At 62.8% G+C, this 14,366-nt stretch carries 12 protein-coding genes and 1 pseudogene; 3 read left to right on the top strand and 10 right to left on the bottom strand.

Features of this window, described 5'->3' with window-relative positions; translation table 11 throughout:
* Window positions 1-207 precede the first annotated feature (207 nt).
* The 3 genes and pseudogenes from GSQ90_RS32565 to GSQ90_RS26205 form a co-directional block, all read right to left on the bottom strand.
* Window positions 208-1,302 (bottom strand): sulfotransferase, encoded by a 1,095-nt coding sequence (locus GSQ90_RS32565; RefSeq protein ID WP_246731783.1) that lies wholly within the window; start codon window positions 1,300-1,302, stop codon window positions 208-210.
* Window positions 1,303-1,446: 144 nt separating this feature from the next.
* Window positions 1,447-2,544 (bottom strand): annotated as a pseudogene (locus GSQ90_RS32970) (tetratricopeptide repeat protein); the annotation flags it as partial.
* Window positions 2,545-2,647: 103 nt separating this feature from the next.
* Complete coding sequence (locus tag GSQ90_RS26205) at window positions 2,648-3,349, bottom strand: formyltransferase family protein (protein WP_210254985.1); 702 nt, start codon at window positions 3,347-3,349, stop codon at window positions 2,648-2,650.
* 216 nt (window positions 3,350-3,565) lie between these two features.
* On the opposite strand from GSQ90_RS26205, the gene GSQ90_RS26200 reads away from it, so the two are divergent.
* On the top strand, window positions 3,566-3,772 hold the full coding sequence (locus tag GSQ90_RS26200; RefSeq protein ID WP_158817903.1) for a hypothetical protein: 207 nt from the start codon (window positions 3,566-3,568) through the stop codon (window positions 3,770-3,772).
* A 156-nt stretch (window positions 3,773-3,928) separates the two neighbouring features.
* On the opposite strand, the gene GSQ90_RS26195 is transcribed toward GSQ90_RS26200, so the two are convergent.
* Window positions 3,929-4,582, bottom strand: coding sequence for an arylesterase (locus GSQ90_RS26195; protein ID WP_371418447.1), 654 nt, complete (start codon window positions 4,580-4,582; stop codon window positions 3,929-3,931).
* 16 nt (window positions 4,583-4,598) lie between these two features.
* On the opposite strand from GSQ90_RS26195, the gene GSQ90_RS26190 reads away from it, so the two are divergent.
* Window positions 4,599-5,288: an ABC transporter ATP-binding protein gene (locus GSQ90_RS26190; protein ID WP_158817902.1), complete on the top strand. Its 690-nt coding sequence runs from the start codon at window positions 4,599-4,601 to the stop codon at window positions 5,286-5,288.
* Window positions 5,285-7,867 carry an ABC transporter permease gene (locus GSQ90_RS26185; protein ID WP_158817901.1) on the top strand — a complete coding sequence of 861 codons (2,583 nt, stop codon included), beginning with the start codon at window positions 5,285-5,287 and terminating at the stop codon, window positions 7,865-7,867. The genes GSQ90_RS26190 and GSQ90_RS26185 overlap by 4 nt, the downstream gene beginning before the upstream one ends.
* A 21-nt stretch (window positions 7,868-7,888) precedes the next feature.
* On the opposite strand, the gene GSQ90_RS26180 is transcribed toward GSQ90_RS26185, so the two are convergent.
* From GSQ90_RS26180 to ppdK, 6 genes are all read right to left on the bottom strand, one after another.
* Window positions 7,889-8,998 carry a C2 family cysteine protease gene (locus tag GSQ90_RS26180; RefSeq protein ID WP_158817900.1) on the bottom strand — a complete coding sequence of 370 codons (1,110 nt, stop codon included), beginning with the start codon at window positions 8,996-8,998 and terminating at the stop codon, window positions 7,889-7,891.
* Between the two features lie 267 nt (window positions 8,999-9,265).
* Complete coding sequence (locus GSQ90_RS26175; RefSeq protein ID WP_158817899.1) at window positions 9,266-9,574, bottom strand: HigA family addiction module antitoxin; 309 nt, start codon at window positions 9,572-9,574, stop codon at window positions 9,266-9,268.
* Window positions 9,567-9,848, bottom strand: coding sequence for a type II toxin-antitoxin system RelE/ParE family toxin (locus GSQ90_RS32965; protein WP_158817898.1), 282 nt, complete (start codon window positions 9,846-9,848; stop codon window positions 9,567-9,569). The genes GSQ90_RS26175 and GSQ90_RS32965 overlap by 8 nt, the downstream gene beginning before the upstream one ends.
* A 104-nt stretch (window positions 9,849-9,952) precedes the next feature.
* Window positions 9,953-10,804 carry a D-alanyl-D-alanine carboxypeptidase family protein gene (locus GSQ90_RS26165; protein ID WP_158817897.1) on the bottom strand — a complete coding sequence of 284 codons (852 nt, stop codon included), beginning with the start codon at window positions 10,802-10,804 and terminating at the stop codon, window positions 9,953-9,955.
* A gap of 109 nt (window positions 10,805-10,913) precedes the next feature.
* A complete protein-coding gene (locus tag GSQ90_RS26160) occupies window positions 10,914-11,636 on the bottom strand; it encodes an extensin family protein (protein WP_158817896.1) in 723 nt (240 codons plus the stop codon).
* 36 nt (window positions 11,637-11,672) lie between these two features.
* Window positions 11,673-14,351 carry a pyruvate, phosphate dikinase gene (gene ppdK, locus GSQ90_RS26155; protein WP_158817895.1) on the bottom strand — a complete coding sequence of 893 codons (2,679 nt, stop codon included), beginning with the start codon at window positions 14,349-14,351 and terminating at the stop codon, window positions 11,673-11,675.
* Window positions 14,352-14,366: the final 15 nt, after the last annotated feature.

The following is a 14,366-nucleotide window of genomic DNA, read 5'->3' as shown; positions in this document are numbered from 1 at the left end:
ATTCGCAAGCGCGGAGGCGCGACGGTCGTCATGATTCCAAAGTCCCCAGCGGCTGCCAGAATCAATTCCGGCACCGAGTTTAAATCGCGTGTTGGGGAGGATGAGTTTTATAATATTAAGAGATGTTTCGACTCCGCCTCATTGTCGCAGGAGCGAACCACATCCTCGCGGGTCAGACATTCTACGCGCGGCTCTGGCGCAAAGCGTTTAGAATAGGACGCTATCGGCGGAACCGGTCGACGAGGCGAGCGACGCGAAAAGAGGCTCCAAGAAATCCTCGTAGCGACGCCACCGTCCCACGGAACTCTTATAGAGAGGTCGGCGCACCTGAACGAGGCTGGCTGTGCGCACGCTTCGCTCGCTCAGGTGAAAATCAAGGCAGCGGGCGTCCCAATCGAGACCGCAATGGCCGATGATGCGGCGGCTCTGCCCCTCGACATCGGCGACGACATCCTCGTATCGCACGTCGATCATCACTCGTTGAGGCAACACGCCGCGCCAAAAACTCATCAACGCCTCATAGGCGCGATAATAGCGACCGAGTTCCGCGAGATCATAGGCATAGGGCAGACTTTCCTCAAACAGCGCCGAGAAGCAGGAGAAACAGGTGTCGATGGGGTCGCGTCGGACATGAATGATGCGCGCATTGGGCAGCGCAAGAGCGATCAGACCGGCGAAGCGGAAGTTCTCGGTCATCTTGTTGACAATGCGGCGCGATGAGGGCGCGGCTGCCAAGATACGCCTCAGGTAATTCGCCCCGAGGCTTTGAAATTGTTCGCCCGACATTTGGGAAACCACCTCAGGACTATGGAGCGCCCAGGCCGCGGAGCCGCCGAGCTCCCGCACAGCCATGTCGAAATCCTTAATCTCCCCGGCCCCGTGGACATCGCTATGGCTCGCCAAGATCTGCTCGACCAGAGTGGTGCCGGAACGCGGCATGCCAACGACAAATATAGGAACCGGCGAAGGATTGCCGCGGGCCTCGTTGCGGCTCATCAACTCACTGGTATAAGCGACCTGCGTGCGTTCCAGTTGGCCCAGAACGTCCCTCTCGTTGTAACCGGACTGCTTGCGCTTCAAGGCGTTGCCGCACGATAAGTGGTGAAAAGAACGTTCGCGATTCCCGATGTCGTCGAACGCCTTGCCCAAGGCGAAATGCACATAGACCCGATCGTCCACGCCCAGCGACGTATCTTCGCGAACGAGTTCCTCCATGGCCTGAATGCGTGAGTCGCCCGGTTCAAAGCGTTTTGCCAGCGCCAAGTGGTGGTAGGATCGCGCCCTCGTCGGGGCAAGCCTCATCGCGGTCTCGATATGGACCTTCGCCTCCTCAACGCGACCGAGCTGGAGCAATGCGATTCCCTTGTTGTCGAAGGCCAACGCATAATCCTGCTTGAGCGCGATCGCCTTGTCATAACTTGTGAGTGCCTCCTCTTCGCGATTGAGGAGGCTGAGCGCAGCGCCGCGATTGTTGTGGGCATCAACATGATCGGGCTGGAGGGCGATCGCCTTGTCGCAGCTCTCCAGCGCGTCCGCGGGGCGGTTCAATCTGATGAGCGCCGTTGCGCGGCTCGTGAGCGTCTCGACGCAATCTGGCTTGAGGGCGAGCACTTTGTCGTAGCTCGCCAACGCGTCAACCGGACGATTGATATCCAAGAACGTATTGGCCAGATTACTCAGCGCCCTCGTATTATTTGGCTGCAGATCCAGCGCGCGGTTCAGATACTCCAGCGCTCGTTCGTGATGCTTGATCTCTCTGAGTGCGTTGCCACAATTGCTCCAGGCTTCGGCGCTTTGGGGCGTCAGGACGAGCGCCCTTTCGTAACTCGCCACCGCTTCATTCGGACGACCGAGCTTTATAAGCGCATTGCCTCGATTGTTAAGCGCGCCAGCGGAACCGGGGGCAATGGCGAGCGCTCTGTCGTAACTCTCAAGCGCTTCTTCGGCCCGGTTGAGTTCGATGAGCGCGTTGCCGCGATTGTTGAGCGCATCAGCGTAGTCCGGCCTGATGGCGAGCGCCCTGTCCAAGCTCGCCAGCGCCTCCGCCGGCCGTTTCAGGTCGCGCAATGCGCCGCCGCGATTGTTGAGGGCCTCCACGAGATATGGCTCGACGGCAAGCGCCCGGTCATAGCTCGCGAGCGCATCGCCGGGGCGGTTGAGAGCCATAAGCGCATTGCCCCTGTTGCTGTGAGCCGCCGCATAATGCGACTTGAGCGCAATTGCCTTGTCGTAACACGCCACAGCCTGCTCAAAGCGCGCCATGGCTGCATGAACAATTCCAAAATCCGACCAAGCTTCGGCATGCGTGGAGTTCACCCGCAGAGCGGCGCTCAGAGAGAGCAAGGCCTCGTCATTCCGGCCCTGTTGAAATTGAAGAACGCCGCGAAGATGCAGCGCTTGAAAATTGCCGGGCTGCGTTGCGAGAATTGCCTTGTAGAGACGCTCGGCCTGATCAAGTTGACCAAGCTGATGTTGTCGAACGGCCCGCTGCAACAGCGAATGCGGCTTCGGCGCTTGGCTAGGGATGGGCGGTTGCTGTTTCATGGCCACAATTCAGGTAAATCCGTTCAGAATCCAATTTCGCGATGAAAGCGGACCGACCCGACGCCGTACTCACGCGTGGGAGGCGCAACCCATCACCGCCTGATCACTGCGATCGAGCATTCAAGTCAGCCAGCATTTGAACAATGACGTGCGAAGGCGTGAGCTGACTTTCCAGAATTCCGACATAGCCATCCGATGCTGCGACAACGATGGATTGATTAAAGACATGGACGACAACGCCGGGCGCATGGGCATGTTTTTCCGTCCAGCCCACCGCCCGTTTGACGGTGACCCATGTCTTGCCAATGCTCGCCAAACTGCCGATGGCGCCGAAGGCTCGAATATGCCGCATGATGCTTTCGACCGGCTTTTTGAAATCGATGATGTGTTCCGCCAACGCGTGTTTCTTCCAATAGCTCCCTTCCTCTTGCGGCTTGGCCAAATCCCAAAGCTCGGCAAATTGACCGGCTACTCTGGTCGCCAACCGTTTTGCGGCCATCTGAATTTTCAGATCGAGGCTTTCGTGGCATTCGTCGGGACGCAGGGGAAACTGTTCGGCGGCGAGAATTTCCCCGCGATCGATGTCCGGAGTCAGGCGGTGACAGGTAACGCCCCAGAAGCCCCGGTTCTCCAGGATTGCACGCACGGAAGGGTAAGGGCCGCGTCCGTCCGGCAGCGGAGAAGAATGAAAATTGACGGCATATCTAAGAAATGGGCGCCAGTCGCAAATCTTCCGATCGTAACTCGCCACAATCAACGCTTCGCATCCCTGTTCGCCCAGTTCCTCAAGATCGCGCGCGGTCATCGGCGAGAGTTGTATCGCCGCGGCGTGCCGTTCCGCATAGCCGATCACAGCCTGCTGGTTCGCCAGATCGGATTTCGCCTGGACCGTAAATAATTTAAGCGGTTTCCAACCCGCGCTAACAAAAGAGTCGAATACGCCGAGATAGCGGTCGACGGCGGTGATGGCGAATTGCATGATCCTCACTGATGTCCGCGGTCGAATGGAGCGCGTTTCGACATGCCGCCGGCGCCCCGAAGCGAAATGGCGATGGCGTTGGTCCGCAGTGGAATAGCTTTGCTCGCAGAGCGGCATGAGCGGCGTCCGAAGGCGCCGACGGCGGAAGCGGTCGCGGACGGCGGCGACCGCCCGATCAGGATCAAGGCTGTTGGCCTGCCAGCATGGGCTTCGAAGGAATGGGCCGTCTGGTCGGCCGTCATCCCATAGCTGAAGGGAGCGCGATTTCCGCTTCGGATTCGCAAGCGCGAAGGCGCGACTGTCGTCATGATCCCAAAGTCCCCACCGCTGCCAGAATCAGTTCGCGCCGAGTCTAAATCGGGTGTTGGAGAGGACGAGTCTTATAATATTAAGAGATATTTCTCCTCACGGCTTCACCCCCTTGAGCAACGCTTCGACCGCCGGCAGGATGTTGGCGACGATCTTCTCGACGCCCTCGCGCGTCGGATGCAGCCCGTCCTTCTGATTGAGTCTGGGGTCGGCGGCGACGCCTTCGAGGAAGAAGGGATAGAGCGCGACGCCAAATTGTTTGGCGAGATCAGGATAAATCGCATCGAAGCGGTTCTGATAATCAGCCCCCAAATTAGGCGCGGCGCGCATGCCGGTCAGCAGAACCGCGATATGGGCGGCCTTCGCCCGCGTCAATATCGCCGACAGCGAGGCCTTGGCGGCGGCCGGGTCGAGGCCACGCAACATATCGTTGGCGCCAAGCTCGACGATCAGCGCATCCGTCCCCTCGGGCACGCCCCAATCGTAGCGCGCCAGGCCATCGGCCGCGGTGTCGCCCGATACGCCAGCATTGGCGACTTCGACGTCATACCCCCTGGCGCGCAGCGCCTTCCCCAGCACTTCAGGAAACCCCTGCCCCGGCGGCAGGCCAAGGCCCGCCGTCAAGCTGTCGCCGAGCGCGACGACATGCAGCATGCGCGCCTGCGCGGGGGCGACGGCGAAAGCCAGCGCCAGAGCCGCCAACTGGACGCAGGCCAAACAATGCCCATATGAAGGAACCCGCTTCATCATCCGGAAAAACCCCGCAATGGCTGAGACCGCGATAGAACTTCGCGATTTGGACTTAAGTTTGGGCCGCGGCGCGGCGCGCGTCCATATCCTGCGCAAGATAAGCCTTGATATCGCACAGGGCGAGGCGGTCGGACTGGTCGGCCCCTCGGGCTCGGGCAAATCGACGCTGCTGATGACGATGGCGGGCCTTGAGCGCGCCGACAGCGGCTCGATCAAGATCGACGGCGTCTCGCTGGACGGTTTGAGCGAGGATGCGCTGGCGCGGTTTCGCGGCGCGAAGATCGGCATCGTCTTTCAGGCGTTCCATCTGATCCCGACCATGACCGCGCTTGAAAATGTCGCGGCGCCGCTGGAACTGGCCGGGATCGGCGACGCTTTCGCGCGCGCCGCCGCGGAGCTTGCCGCGGTCGGCCTTGCCGAACGGATGGCGCATTATCCCGCCCAGCTTTCGGGCGGCGAACAGCAACGCGTCGCTTTGGCGCGCGCGCTGGCGCCGCGCCCCTCACTGCTGATCGCCGACGAGCCGACCGGCAATCTCGACGAAACGACGGGGCGCGCGATTATCGAATTGCTGTTCGATCTCAGAGCGCAACGCGGCGCGACGCTCGTGCTCGTCACGCATGATCTGGCTTTGGCGGCGCGCTGCGACCGGACGATCCGTCTGCGCTCGGGAAGCATCGAGGCGCAAGCTTTGGCGGCCGCGTGAACGATATCGACCCGACGCCCAAGGCGAGCTTTGGATTTTTGCCGCCGATCTTGCGCCTCGCCTTACGCGATCTGCGCGGCGGCCTTGCCGGCCTGCGCATCTTCCTCGCCTGCATTGCGCTGGGCGTCGCGACGATCGTCGGCGTCAATTCGCTGGCGCGCAGCCTCGACGATGGCCTGTCGCGCGACGGGCGCGCGATCCTTGGCGGCGATGCGAGTTTTTCGCTGATCCATCGCGAATTGTCGGCCGACGAGCGCGGCTTCCTGAGTGCGCGCGGCGCGCTTTCGACCGTCGGCGACATGCGCGCGATGGCGCGCGCCGACGATGGTTCGGCCGCGCTGATCGAGATCAAATCCGTCGAGGCTTCATGGCCCGATGTCGGGCAGGCGGAATTCGCGCCCGCCATGAGCCCGCATGACGCCTTCGCTCTGAAAGATGGGGTCTATGGCGCGGCGGTCGAAGAGGCGCTGCTCGACCGGCTCAATCTCAAGGTCGGCGATCGCTTCGCGCTCGGCGATGCACGCGTCGAGATTCGCACCACCATCGTCTCGGAGCCGGACCGGCTCGGCTCCGGCCTCGGCCTCGGGCCGCGCGCGCTCATGTCGGAGGAGGCGCTGCGCGCCACCGGCCTCATCCAGCCGGGATCGCTGGTGCGCTGGACAACGCGCGTGCTGATGGGGGCCAGGGGCGAGCCGCCCAATGGGGCCGCGGTCAAGGCCTTGCTCGCCGATGCGCAAAAGGCGTTTCCGGAGGCAGGCTGGGAGACGCGCGACCGCGCCAATGTCTCGCCGAGCTTCTCCAAGAATCTCGACCGCTTCACCGAATTCCTCGCGCTGATCGGCCTGACGTCGCTGATCGTCGGCGGCGTCGGCGTCGCCAATGCGGCGCAGGGCTTTGTCGAGCGCAAGCGTCCGACGCTGGCGACGCTGAAATCGATCGGCGCGACCGGCGGCGCAGTCGTCCTGCTGGCTTTGGTCGAGTTCATGGGCGTCGCGCTGATCGGCATCGGCATCGGCATGGCGCTCGGCGCGGCTCTGCCCTTCGCGGTCGATGCTCTGTTTGGCGCGATCATCCCGTTTCCGCTGGCGCCGGCGATCGTTCCCGGCGAACTCGCGCTCGGCCTTGTCTATGGCCTGCTCACAGCCTTGGTGTTTTCGATCGCGCCGCTCGGCCGCGCGCATGACCTGCCGGTCTCCGCCTTGTTTCGCGATCTGGTGGAATCGCCGGGCAAATGGCCAAGGCGGCGCTATCTCGTCGCGACCGCGCTCGCCGCATTGGCGCTGGCGGCGCTCGCGGTGTTTGAAAGCGCCGAGCAACGCATCGCGATCATTGTCGTCATCGCGACGATCATCGGCTTTATCGCGCTGCGTCTTGTCGCGATGGGCGTGATGACCTTAGCGCGCCATGCGCCCAAAGCGCGTGGCGTCGAATGGCGCATGGCGCTCGCCGCCATTCACCGGCCCGGCGCGACGACACCCTCTGTCGTGCTGTCGCTCGGCCTTGGCCTCGCGGTGCTCGTCACGCTGACGCTGATCGACAGCAATCTGCGCGGCCAACTCCGCCAGAACCTGCCCGGCGAAACGCCGAGCTTTTATTTTCTCGATGTGCGCGGCGCCGAGATCGACGGCTTCCGCCAGTTTCTGACCGCCAAGGCGCCTGACGCCAAGATCGTCGAAGCGCCGATGATGCGTGGACGTTTTGTGCGAATCGGCCAGACGCTCGCCGAGGACGTCAAGGCGAAGGAGAATGTCGCCTGGGTGCTGGAAGGCGATCGCGGCGTCACTTATGCCGAGAGCCCGCCGGAGGGCTCCGTCATCACAGCGGGCCAATGGTGGCCGAAGGATTATGCCGGGCCGCCGCTCGTCTCGATGGAGGCGGAGATCGCCGATGGGCTCGGCCTGAAGATCGGCGATCCCGTCACCGTCAATGTGCTCGGGCGCAACATCACGGCGACCATCGCCAATCTGCGCAAGGTGAACTGGCGCAGCTTTGCGATCAATTTCGTGCTGGTCTATTCGCCCAACACATTCAACGGCGCGCCGCATACGTTCCTTGTCACCGCCGCTTTTCCCAAGGACATTGGGACGCCGGCCGAAGTCGCGCTGCTGAAAGCGACGGCGCATGATTTCCCCTCGATCGCCGCCCTGCGCGTGCGCGATGCGCTGCAGGCGATCGAGGCTTTGGTCGCCAAGCTCGCGGTGGCGATCCGGTCGGCCTCGGGCGTCGCACTCTCAACTTCCGTTCTGGTGCTCGCCGGCGCGCTCGCCGCGAATCGTCGCACCCGCATCTACGATTCCGTCGTGCTCAAGATATTGGGTGCAACGCGGACGCGGCTGCTGGCGGCGTTCCTGATCGAATATGTCTTACTGGGCGCCGCCACCGCCGCCTTCGGCCTCGCCGCCGGCGCCGGCGCAGCTTATGTCATCGTCACGCGCGTCATGCAGCTCGACTTCACCTTCTCCTGGCCCGCGGCGCTCGGGGCGGCGCTGGCGGCGCTTCTGTTGACCGTGGCGCTGGGAATGATCGGCGCGTGGCGGATATTGGGACAAAAGCCGGCGGCGTTTTTAAGGGAGCTGTGAGGGTCTCTTATCCACCGCCGGTCAGCGGCTCGCGGTGGTCATCTCCTCAATGACGACATTGTTGAAATTTTCTACAAATTTCGCGGTCGTCATCGTGAAGAACCCTTTTTCGTCGCGGGCCGCGCCATCGCCATCGGGCATCTTCTCCTGCCCGCCGCGATCATAGGGGTTGTGCAGCGTGAACATATCCGTCGCGCCATCATAGGCGACGACGGCGTAGGCATGGGCGACCTTGCCTGTCGTAACCGCCATATGGGCGTCGAGCGCGGCCGATACCTCGGTCCGGATTTGATTGAACAATTTGTTGTCGGCCGGATGCCCGGTCTTGATCGGGAACAGGATATTCCTGGTGTTGTGGCCCGTCAGAAGCGTCATGATCTCGGACGTGCTGCCGCCATGGAGCGCCGCCGCGTCGAGCGGCTCGTCGGTGACAGCCTTGGGATTGATCTTGCGGATTTCTCCATAAGCCTTCTCCAGCACATTGAACCAGAGTCCATCCGAGGAATCGGTATAAGCGGCGATCTCGGCGTCCGTCGGCGCCGGAATTTTCTCCGCCGCATGGCCCGGAAACGTCACCGTAAAGCTTCCGTCCTTGTTTTCACGGATCATCTTGACGATAATCTGTGGCCTCTCCTTCGCGATCGCGCCAACCGCCGAATTGAAATAGCAATCGGAATCCTTTTGCTGCCGAATGGCGTCGAGATGCGGCTCCTTGTCGGCGAACAATTCGCGACGCTCGGCGGCCACCTTGCGTCGGCCTTCGGCGAAAGTGGCGATGTAGCTCCGGTCCGGCTTCTGGCCGTCAAGAAGCGTCTTCTCGATCGCGTCGAAATCCGTGAGGGCGTAGGATCGCGGCTCGGGCTCGGCCTTGCTGGGCTTGGCGCCCCACATCAGCGCCGCCAGGGCCGCCGCGGCGTCGCCCTTGATAGCGGGATTCTGCATGTCGGCTTCGATCTCGGCCAAGGTGAGCCGCCCTTTATGGCTCGTATCCCAGGCCGCGAAATTGCTCCTGACGGTGGCGAGAAACGCCTGAGCGTTGTCGGACAGGCCGCCCGACGCCCGCGCCGAGGCGACACAACCGAAAGCAATGAAGGCGGCGCCCGACAGGGAAATCAGACCTCGCATCCACATGGTCAATTCCTTCCGTTAAACCGAGGGATGACCGGAGATTACGGGATGATTGCGAGAGGGGCGCCGGCGCGGCTTACGTCATCGTCACCCGCGTCACGCCACTCGACTTCGCCGTCTCCTGTTCGGCGGCGGTCGGCGTCGCGCTCGCAGCAATGCTACTGACCGTGGCGCTCAGGATGATCGGCGCCTGGCGGATATTGGGGCAGAAGCCGGCAGCGTTCTTGCTGGAGCTGTGAGGGGTGTCAGACCGCTGGATGGCCGCCGCGCCTATGCAGCGCGTTCAAGCGTCTTGATGGCTGACACGTCAACTTCCTTCAAAGCGCGCCAAAGATCATGTTCGGTTTGCATCCGCAGCCAAATCTCGGGACCGTCACCGAACAGCTTGCCGAGCCGAACGGCAATCGAAGGCGATACGCCTTGCTTCAGAGAAACAATGTCGTAAAGCGTCTGGCGCGAAATACCGAGGAGACGAGCGATCTCAGTCTTGGTCTTGCCCGTCGCAGGGATCGTGATTTCGGCCAGCATCTCGCCGGGATGAGCGGGCTCGATCGATGAATGGCGCCGGTTCTTAGCCATGATAGTCCTCCAAATCGACTTCTGTCGCATCTTCGCCGTCCCATGAGAACGTGATGCGCCAGTTTCTTGAAACGGTCACCGCATATCGGCCCGCAAGATCGCCCGCCAGTGCGTGAAACCCGAGCCCCGGCGAATTCATGGCCGCTGGGAGCGGAGCTACGTCAAGCCTGGACAAAATGATACGAACTTTCGAACGCCAGTCTGGACGAATGCCGGCGTCGTCTCCCTTAGTCCAGTAGCGCTTGAGCGGCTTGCTTCGAAAGCTCGCGATCATAAGCGTATGTAAGGCATCGCCTTACATACGTCAATAACTAATTCACCAACTCCCGGTCGACGCTTTTGGCGATGTCGCCCGCCCGCAACGCGGCGCGCGGAGCCCTAGAGACCAGCCGCGTGAAATCCCCATTCAAACAACCGGCGCGCTTCATTGGCTCGGTCCTGTTCCGAGCGCGTTCCGTTGAGGACCAGGATCAGCCTGTGGCCGTTCTGGACGGCGGATCCGACCAGGCCGAAGCCGCTGCTCGCCAGATGGCCCGTTTTCACGCCGTCCGCCCCGATGTTCATGCCCAGAAGCGGGTTCCGGTTATGTTGCCGGATGCCGTTCCAGGTGAACTCGGCCTCTCCGCAGTAGCGATAATATTGAGGGTAGGTCCGGATGACGTACGAGGCGAGGCGGGCCATGTCGCGCGCGGTGACCTTCTGTCTGGGACTGCCGTCGCCCCAGGCGTTGGCGAAATGCGACCGGGTCATCCCCAGTTCGCCAGCGCGCCTGTTCATCAACGTGGCGAACGCTTCTTCCCCGCCGGCGACGCGCTCGGCCAAAGCGATCGCCGCATCGTTACCCGACGTGATGAGAAGGCCGCGCAGCAGATCCTCGATCCGGACGCTGGAGTTCGCCTGGGCGAACATGCTGGAGCCGCCGGACTCGGCGTCGCCCTCGCGCGCCGCCCTCGGCGAGATCGTCACGGCGTCGTCGAGCTTGAGCCTGCCTTCCGCGAGTTCGCGGAAGACGATCTCGGCCGTAAGGATTTTCGTCGTCGAGGCCGGCGACATCGGCGCGTCGGCGTTCTTCGCCAACAACACGGCGCCTGTACTGTCGTCGATCAGAAACGCATAGGGCGCCTTTGTCTGGAGCGCCTTTGTCTGCAGCGCCGCGGCCCACCCGGCCTCCGGGGCGGCCCATAGAAGCAGCGACGCAAACGCGAACAGGACGATGTTGCGAGGGGTCATGGCGCACCCATCATGGATAGATATCCTTCCTCGCGAAGAACTCGCGGCGAATATACTAAATCGCGATCTTCCATTTCGTCGAGGGCGACGGCGCCCGGGAAAGCTCATATCATTCACAGATGCGGTAATTAGGCGTGGCGCCGTGCACGGCGGCGTCAAAATGCAGATGTTCTTCATGAGCCGGGTCTGACCCGGGGCCGAGGACCGTGGTGAAATAGCCGCAGGCCGTCATCCGCAAAGCGTGGACGAGGTCGGCCGCCAGGGGAATCTGGGAATCTTGCCGCTTCACGAGGATGCGGCGATTGTCCGCCAGGACGAACGAGGCGATGTCGATCGCATTCCCCTTGGCGTGCTCGCTTGGGACGGCGCCTGGCTTATCGTACCGCGCCCGACAGGAGAAAGCCTGTCCGGCCTCGATCTCCGTCAATTTCTGGCCGGTATAAGCGAGGGTGAGCGGCGCGCCGACGTCGCGCACCCAGTTGCTGAACAGCCGTCCGAAACTGCACAGCATGGCGGGTTTGCCGGCAATGCTCACGTTCCCGAAAGGCGTCGCGACGGCGGCGAGTTTGATCGCGCCGGAGAGCTGGCAGCCCTCTTCCCAGACTTCCCTCACTGGCTCGAAGACAATCCCTTTGGACGTCAGGTCGGCGACGCACGCGTCGTAGTCGGACGCGCTCATGCTGCTGACCGAAACGAGCCCCTTGGCGTCCTTGGCGGTCGCAGCGGGCTCCTTGTGAGCCGGTACAGCGTCACTCGCCGCGGAGGCAGTCGAGGGCGAAATCAAGAGCGCAACCGTCGCGCTCAGTTCCAGCAAGAGCGCCAGTCGCTTCATGGGAACTCCGTGATGCAAAAGGTTCTCTCGATAGGATCACGCCGTCGAAGCCGCCTTCCGCCCCAGCGCCGCCTGCGCCGCCGCGAGGCGCGCGATCGGCACGCGGAAGGGCGAGCAAGAGACGTAGTCGAGCCCGACGCTTTCGCAAAAGGCGATGCTCGCAGGATCGCCGCCGTGCTCGCCGCAGATGCCAAGCTTGATGTCGGGGCGGGTCGCCCTGCCCCGCTCGGCGGCGATCTTCACCAATTCCCCGACGCCTTCCTGGTCGAGCGTCACGAAGGGATCGGCGGGTAGAACGCCGCGCGTCGTATAAGTCCCGAGGAACGAGGCGGCGTCGTCGCGCGAAACGCCGAGCGTCGTCTGCGTGAGGTCGTTGGTGCCGAACGAAAAGAATTCAGCGCTCTTGGCGATATCGCCGGCCCGCAAAGCGGCGCGCGGCAGTTCAATCATCGTGCCAATCTCATAAGGCACCACGACGCCCGTTTCCTTGGCGACGGCTTCGGCCATCGCCACGATATTGGCCTTGACGACGTCGAGTTCGGCCTTGGTCATCACCAGGGGAACCATGATCTCGGCCTTGATCGGCTGGCCGGTTTTGGCGCCCGCCTCAACCGCGCCCTCGAAGATCGCACGCGCCTGCATTTCGGCGATTTCGGGATAGCGGATCGCGATGCGCACGCCGCGAAAGCCGAGCATCGGATTGACCTCATGCAGATCGGCGGCGCGTGCGCGCAGCTTTTGCGGCGCGACCCCCATCGCCTTGGCGACCTCAGCGATCTCGGCCTCAGTATGGGGCAGGAATTCGTGCAGCGGCGGGTCGAGCAGGCGGATCGTCACCGGCAGGCCGTTCATGATCTCGAACAATTCTGCGAAGTCGCGCCGCTGGATCGGCAGCAGTTTGGCGAGCGCGGCGCGCCGTCCCGCTTCCGTTTCGGCGAGGATCATTTCACGCACCGCGACGATGCGTTCGCCCTCAAAGAACATATGCTCGGTGCGGCAAAGCCCGATGCCCTCGGCGCCGAAACTGCGCGCGACGCGCGCATCCTGCGGCGTCTCCGCATTGGCGCGCACTTTCATGCGCCGCGCCTGATCCGCCCAGCCCATCAAAGTGGCGAATTCGCCGGTCAGTTCCGGCTTCACCATTGCGATCGCGCCCTGCAGAACCTGGCCGTTGCCGCCATCGATGGTGAGGATGTCGCCTTTTTTCAGCGTGACGCCGCCCGCGACCATCGTCTGCGCGGCATAGTCGACGCGGATCGTTCCCGCGCCCGAAACGCAAGGCTTGCCCATGCCGCGCGCCACGACAGCCGCATGCGAGGTCATGCCGCCGCGCGTCGTCACGATGCCTTCGGCGGCATGCATGCCATGGATGTCCTCGGGCGAAGTCTCGATGCGCACGAGGATCACCTTGCGGCCGATATTCCTGAGCTGCTCGGCCTCGTCGGCGGAGAACACGATCTCGCCCGACGCCGCGCCGGGCGAGGCGGGCAGACCGATCGCCAAGGGATTGCGGATTGCCTTGGGATCGATCATCGGATGCAGCAACTGATCGAGCGAGGCGGGCTCGATGCGCGCGACGGCGTCTTCTTGAGAGATCAAGCCCTCGTTGGCCATTTCGACGGCGACGCGCAGCGAGGCCCTCGCGGTGCGTTTGCCTCCACGCGTCTGCAGCATCCACAGCTTGCCGCGCTCGATGGTGAATTCGAGATCCTGCATGTCGCGGTAATGTTTTTCGAGCAGATGGGTCGTCGCGACGAAGCGCGCGAAGGCTTCGGGCATCAAGGTTTCCAAAGAAGGCGCGTCGGAGCCGGCAGCCTTGCGCGCCGCCTCGGTGATGTTCTGCGGCGTGCGAATGCCGGCCACTACATCCTCGCCCTGGGCGTTGACGAGGAATTCGCCGTAGAGCTCGTTGGCGCCGGTCGAGGGATTGCGCGTGAAGGCGACGCCCGTCGCCGAGGTCTCGCCCATATTGCCAAACACCATCGCCTGGACGCTGACCGCGGTGCCCCAGCTCTCGGGAATGTCGTTCAGGCGCCGATAGGTGATGGCGCGCTGGTTCATCCAGGAGGAAAAGACCGCGCCGATCGCGCCCCAGAGCTGCTGACGCGGATCCTGGGGAAACGGCTTGCCGCTCGCCTCCTGCACTTTGGCCTTGTACGCGGCGATGATCGCGCGCCAGTCTTCGGCGCTCAGATCCGTGTCGAGGATATAGCCCTTATCCTCCTTCATCGCCTCGAGGATGTCCTCGAAATGATGGTGATCGATATCGAGCACGACATTGGAATACATCTGGATGAAGCGCCGATAGCTATCATAGGCGAAACGCTCGTCGCCCGACGTCTTGGCTAACGTCACCACAGAGGCGTCGTTGAGGCCGAGGTTCAGCACCGTATCCATCATGCCGGGCATCGAGGCCCTGGCGCCCGAACGCACGGAAACCAGCAGCGGATTGGCGGCGTCGCCAAAGACGCGTTCGGCAAGCATTCCGACGGCTTTAAGCGCCGCCTCGACCTGCGCCTGCAATTCCCCGGGATATTGCTTGGAATGAGCGTAGAAATGCGTACAGACTTCGGTGCTGATGGTGAAGCCGGGGGGAACCGGCAGGCCAAGATTGGCCATTTCGGCGAGATTGGCGCCCTTGCCGCCGAGCAGGTCGCGCATCCGCCCCGTCCCTTCGGCTTTTTCGCCGCCGAAAGAATAGACCCATTTCGTCATTGTCGATTCCCTGGT

Origin of the sequence: Methylocapsa sp. S129 (assembly GCF_009765995.1) — a bacterium.
In the GTDB taxonomy this organism is placed as follows: domain Bacteria; phylum Pseudomonadota; class Alphaproteobacteria; order Rhizobiales; family Beijerinckiaceae; genus Roseiarcus.
Note: the sequence above shows the minus strand (reverse complement) of the source record. Positions and strands in the feature narration are given on the sequence as shown.

Excerpts from the sequence above, each read along its gene's own strand:
- GSQ90_RS26180 (WP_158817900.1), bottom strand. The coding sequence starts at position 8,998 with ATGTGGATGCGAGGTCTGATTTCCCTGTCGGGCGCCGCCTTCATTGCT.
- GSQ90_RS26175 (WP_158817899.1), bottom strand. The coding sequence starts at position 9,574 with ATGGCTAAGAACCGGCGCCATTCATCGATCGAGCCCGCTCATCCCGGC.
- GSQ90_RS26190 (WP_158817902.1), top strand. The coding sequence starts at position 4,599 with ATGGCTGAGACCGCGATAGAACTTCGCGATTTGGACTTAAGTTTGGGC.
- GSQ90_RS26195 (WP_371418447.1), bottom strand. The coding sequence starts at position 4,582 with ATGATGAAGCGGGTTCCTTCATATGGGCATTGTTTGGCCTGCGTCCAG.
- GSQ90_RS26160 (WP_158817896.1), bottom strand. The coding sequence starts at position 11,636 with ATGAAGCGACTGGCGCTCTTGCTGGAACTGAGCGCGACGGTTGCGCTC.
- GSQ90_RS26165 (WP_158817897.1), bottom strand. The coding sequence starts at position 10,804 with ATGACCCCTCGCAACATCGTCCTGTTCGCGTTTGCGTCGCTGCTTCTA.
- ppdK (WP_158817895.1), bottom strand. The coding sequence starts at position 14,351 with ATGACGAAATGGGTCTATTCTTTCGGCGGCGAAAAAGCCGAAGGGACG.
- GSQ90_RS26200 (WP_158817903.1), top strand. The coding sequence starts at position 3,566 with ATGCCGCCGGCGCCCCGAAGCGAAATGGCGATGGCGTTGGTCCGCAGT.
- GSQ90_RS26205 (WP_210254985.1), bottom strand. The coding sequence starts at position 3,349 with ATGACCGCGCGCGATCTTGAGGAACTGGGCGAACAGGGATGCGAAGCG.
- GSQ90_RS32565 (WP_246731783.1), bottom strand. The coding sequence starts at position 1,302 with ATGAGGCTTGCCCCGACGAGGGCGCGATCCTACCACCACTTGGCGCTG.
- GSQ90_RS32965 (WP_158817898.1), bottom strand. The coding sequence starts at position 9,848 with ATGATCGCGAGCTTTCGAAGCAAGCCGCTCAAGCGCTACTGGACTAAG.